Origin of the sequence: Cereibacter changlensis JA139, assembly GCF_003034985.1 — a bacterium.
Lineage (GTDB): Bacteria > Pseudomonadota > Alphaproteobacteria > Rhodobacterales > Rhodobacteraceae > Cereibacter > Cereibacter changlensis.
Map to the genome: position 1 here is coordinate 1 of NZ_PZKG01000238.1, position 3416 is coordinate 3416.

A 3416-nucleotide genomic window follows, 5' to 3' on the forward strand; every position below is an offset into this window, starting at 1 on the left:
TTGGGTTTCGGTCGCGGATTTCGGTGACATAGCCCATGAGGACGGCATGCGTCTCGGCGCCATAGGCGGCATGGACGCTGCCGAAACGCTCCACCGCCGCGGCGGTGAGCTCGGCGCGTTTCGCCTCCAGCGCCTCGCCGCTCAGGCCCGGGTGGTTGGCGTCGAGCTGGCCCTGAACATAGGCCGCGAGGGTCGGCAGGCTGGCGAGGTCGCCGCCGCCATCGGCATGGATCAGCCGGATGTAGTCGCCGACCACGCTGCCGGTCGCGACCGACTGGCCGCCGAGATTGGCGTGCAAGGCGCCATAGACCGTCACCAGACGGGTGGTCACCTCGGTCTCGAGCCGGCTCTTCACCAGCGCGGCATAGCCGACGGTATCCTCCAGCTTCGAGCCGGCGCTGTCGGAGGCCGACCAGAGCAGACGGTAGTAGCTGTCGTAGAGCACGCTGTCGGTGTAGGGGCGGTCGTGCCATTCGTCATGCACCGCGCCGAAGCGGGCCTGAAGCTCGGCCTCGACCGTCGCCTTGTCGGCGCCGGCGGCGACGCGGGCCTCGACATAGGCGGTGTAGGTGGAGAGCGAGGTGAAATCGGCAGAGGTCGCGCTGTCGCCGAGATCGGCGCGGAACAGCGCCCAGTATTCGCTGTAGAGCGCGTATTCCGCCCGCGTATCGTCGTCGAGCATGGCGCCGATGGTGGCGCGCGCATCGGCGCTTAGGCCGAGGGCGGCGCGATAGGCTTCCAGCCGCGCGTCGGTCAGGGCGGAATCGGTCTCGAAATTGGCGTCGACGATCGAGCCCGCCAGCGCCTTCAGCGCAACGGTCCCGGTCTTGGAGCCGACCGAGACCGGGCCGGCCTCGTCGCTGACGAAGCTCCAGGCGATCTCCGTCGGCTGCACCAGCAGCAGGTCGCCCGATATCTCGGTCACGTGGATGTCGCCCTGCGCCGCCGCGGCGAAACCGCCGTTGGTCGAGCTGGCGTCGGTGTCGATACGGATCACCAGATCGGCGCTGCCGATCGAGCCGGCCGAGGATTGCAGCTCCACCCGGTCGCCCGAGATCAGCGCGTTGGCGTCATAGGCGTAGATGCCCTGCGGCGCGCGGATGAACACGTCGCCGCCGGTCGAGACAGCGCGCTTGATCAGCACAGAACCGTCGCTGTTGGTGTCGGAGCCGAGGCCGATGCGGATGGTGGATTCGGTCTCGATGTCGACGATCTGCACGTTGCCGGACGTGGCGCTGCGGGCCTGGGCCGAGCTGCCGATGTTCAGAAGGGTCAGGTCGACCGCGCCCTTGGTGCGGATCGCCTGCAGCTGGCCGGTGATCGAGGCGCCCTCTTCCGTGCTGATCGCGCCGCCGTTGACGGCCTCGGGCAGGCCCGCCGCCAGCGAGAAGCGCGGGTTGAGGAAGACCTTGCCGGTGGGGGTGGTGGCGATGTTGCCGGCGATCACCAGATCGCCGACGCTCTCGATGCGGATCGACGGCGTGGCTGCGCCCTTCTGGAACTCGATGGTCACCGGGTTGTCGGCCTTCACGCCGATATCCCAATATTCCTTGTTGCCGACAATGGTGGTCGTCTCGTTCCAGTAGGTGGTCTTGCGCATGTAGCCGCCGCCGGAGGTCCAGCTGCGCGCCGAGGTGGAGGCGTTCTTGAAGGTCGAGAGATACTGCTTCTTGTCGCGGTCGGTGCCGGTGAAGCTGGCCGAGGTGGTGACCGTGAAACGGTCGCTGTAGCTGTCTTTCAGCGCGCCGTTCGACTCGAACAGCGTGCTCAGCTCCACGTTCAGCTCGGCGCTTCCGTTGTAGACGAAATAGGCGCCGGTGGTGGTGTTCTTGATGATCGCGCCGGCGACGAGCTGCACCTCGGGGTTCGAGATGTGCTTGTACTTCACGAAGGCGTCGGGCAGCGCGGCATTCGCGCCAAGCTCCAGCATCGTGCGGATCTGCTCGGCGGACATCAGCGCCTGGCTTTCGAGGAGCGGCGCGTCGGACAGGTTCGCCGTGCTCGAGGAATAGAGATTGCCGCTGCCGGCGGGCCAGTTGAAGATGAAGCTGAAGGTCGAGATGTAGCGGGTCTCGATGGTCTGGGTCAGGTTCGCCAAGCCTTGGGTGAAGACGTAATAGGTCCCCGCCTTCGGCGTGAAGGTGGCGGTGTTGCCGGAGGAATGCGCCTCCGACAGCTGGGTGAAGCTGATGCCGCTGCTCTGCAGCACGCCCTTCGAGATCGTGGTGGTGATGCCGTCGGCGGTCTGGGTGTAGGTCGTGCGCTTGGCCACCGCGTCGGCATGGCCGGCGGGCCGGTCGAGCAGGTCGGTGATCTGGATGACGCCGGTCCGGTCCTTGGAGGCGTCGATCTGGTTCACCACCAGCTTCTGGCTGGAGTTGTTGCGGATGACGACCGAGGCATAGCCCGCGGCCACCACCAGTTTCCCCGCCCCGGTGGCGAAGACCTGGCCGGTGATGTCGATCCGGCCGCCGTCGAAGCGCATGTCGTTCAGGATGATGGCCCCGAGCGCCGCATCCCAGCGGCCCGCGACCGGGACCTGCATGCCGTTCACCGTGCCGAAGGAGATCCCGGCGATCGCGGCGCCATCGTCGCGCACGATCGAGGTGCTGGTCGAGGGCGGCACGAAATCGGCGCCGATGGTGATCTCGGCCGTGGTGACGCCGGACTGGATCAGCCCGTTCAGGTTGACATAGGAGGCGACGATGGAGATCGCGCCGTTGGCGACCACCGCCGAGCTTTGCGCCGTGTTGTAGATCTGGGCGTTGAAGCCCGGCACCTGGCTGGCGGAATAGGTCCGGATCAGGACGGTGCCCACGGTCGGGCTGTGCGTTTCGAGCGCAAGCTCCTGCAGGCCGGGGGCGAGCTGCGGGTTGGTCCCCGAGTGATACCAGTCGGTGACGACGGAGAAATCGCCGCCGGCCATGATGTTGACGGTGAGACCCGAGACCGCGCCGGAGACGCGCACCGCGCCATAGGGGTTGGAAATCGTCACCCCGCCCAGCTCGTTGATCACCGAGCCGAGGATGTAGAGATCCGGCGCGAGGTTCGGCACCGTCTTGCGGGACTCGCCGGTCAGCTCGTTGGGCGTGTTGTAGCTGACGTCGAGCCATTGCTGGATCGCGGCGAAATAGTCGTAATGCGCCCGCTCCTTGACGTTGACCGAGATTGTCAGCTCCGCCCCGGCCTCGCCCGGCGTGACCGGGTTTCCGGCCACCGCGTCGTTGACATAGATGTTGCCTGCGGAGAATTCCTGGTAGTCGCCGGTCGCGGCGCTGATCCGCGCCATGCGGGCCGCGTCGATCACGACGTCGCCGATGCGGGCCATCATGTAGACCTGCACCTTCACCTCGACCGAGACGTCGGCATGGGCGACCAGCACGCCGCTGGTGACCAGCCCGGCATAGGACGAGGCC

1 protein-coding gene is annotated in these 3416 nt (G+C 66.9%); it reads right to left on the reverse strand.

The window, feature by feature from the left end; all coding sequences use genetic code 11:
- A partial coding sequence (locus C5F48_RS25405; protein ID WP_181247756.1) for a hypothetical protein occupies positions 1–3416 on the reverse strand: 3416 nt, incomplete at both ends.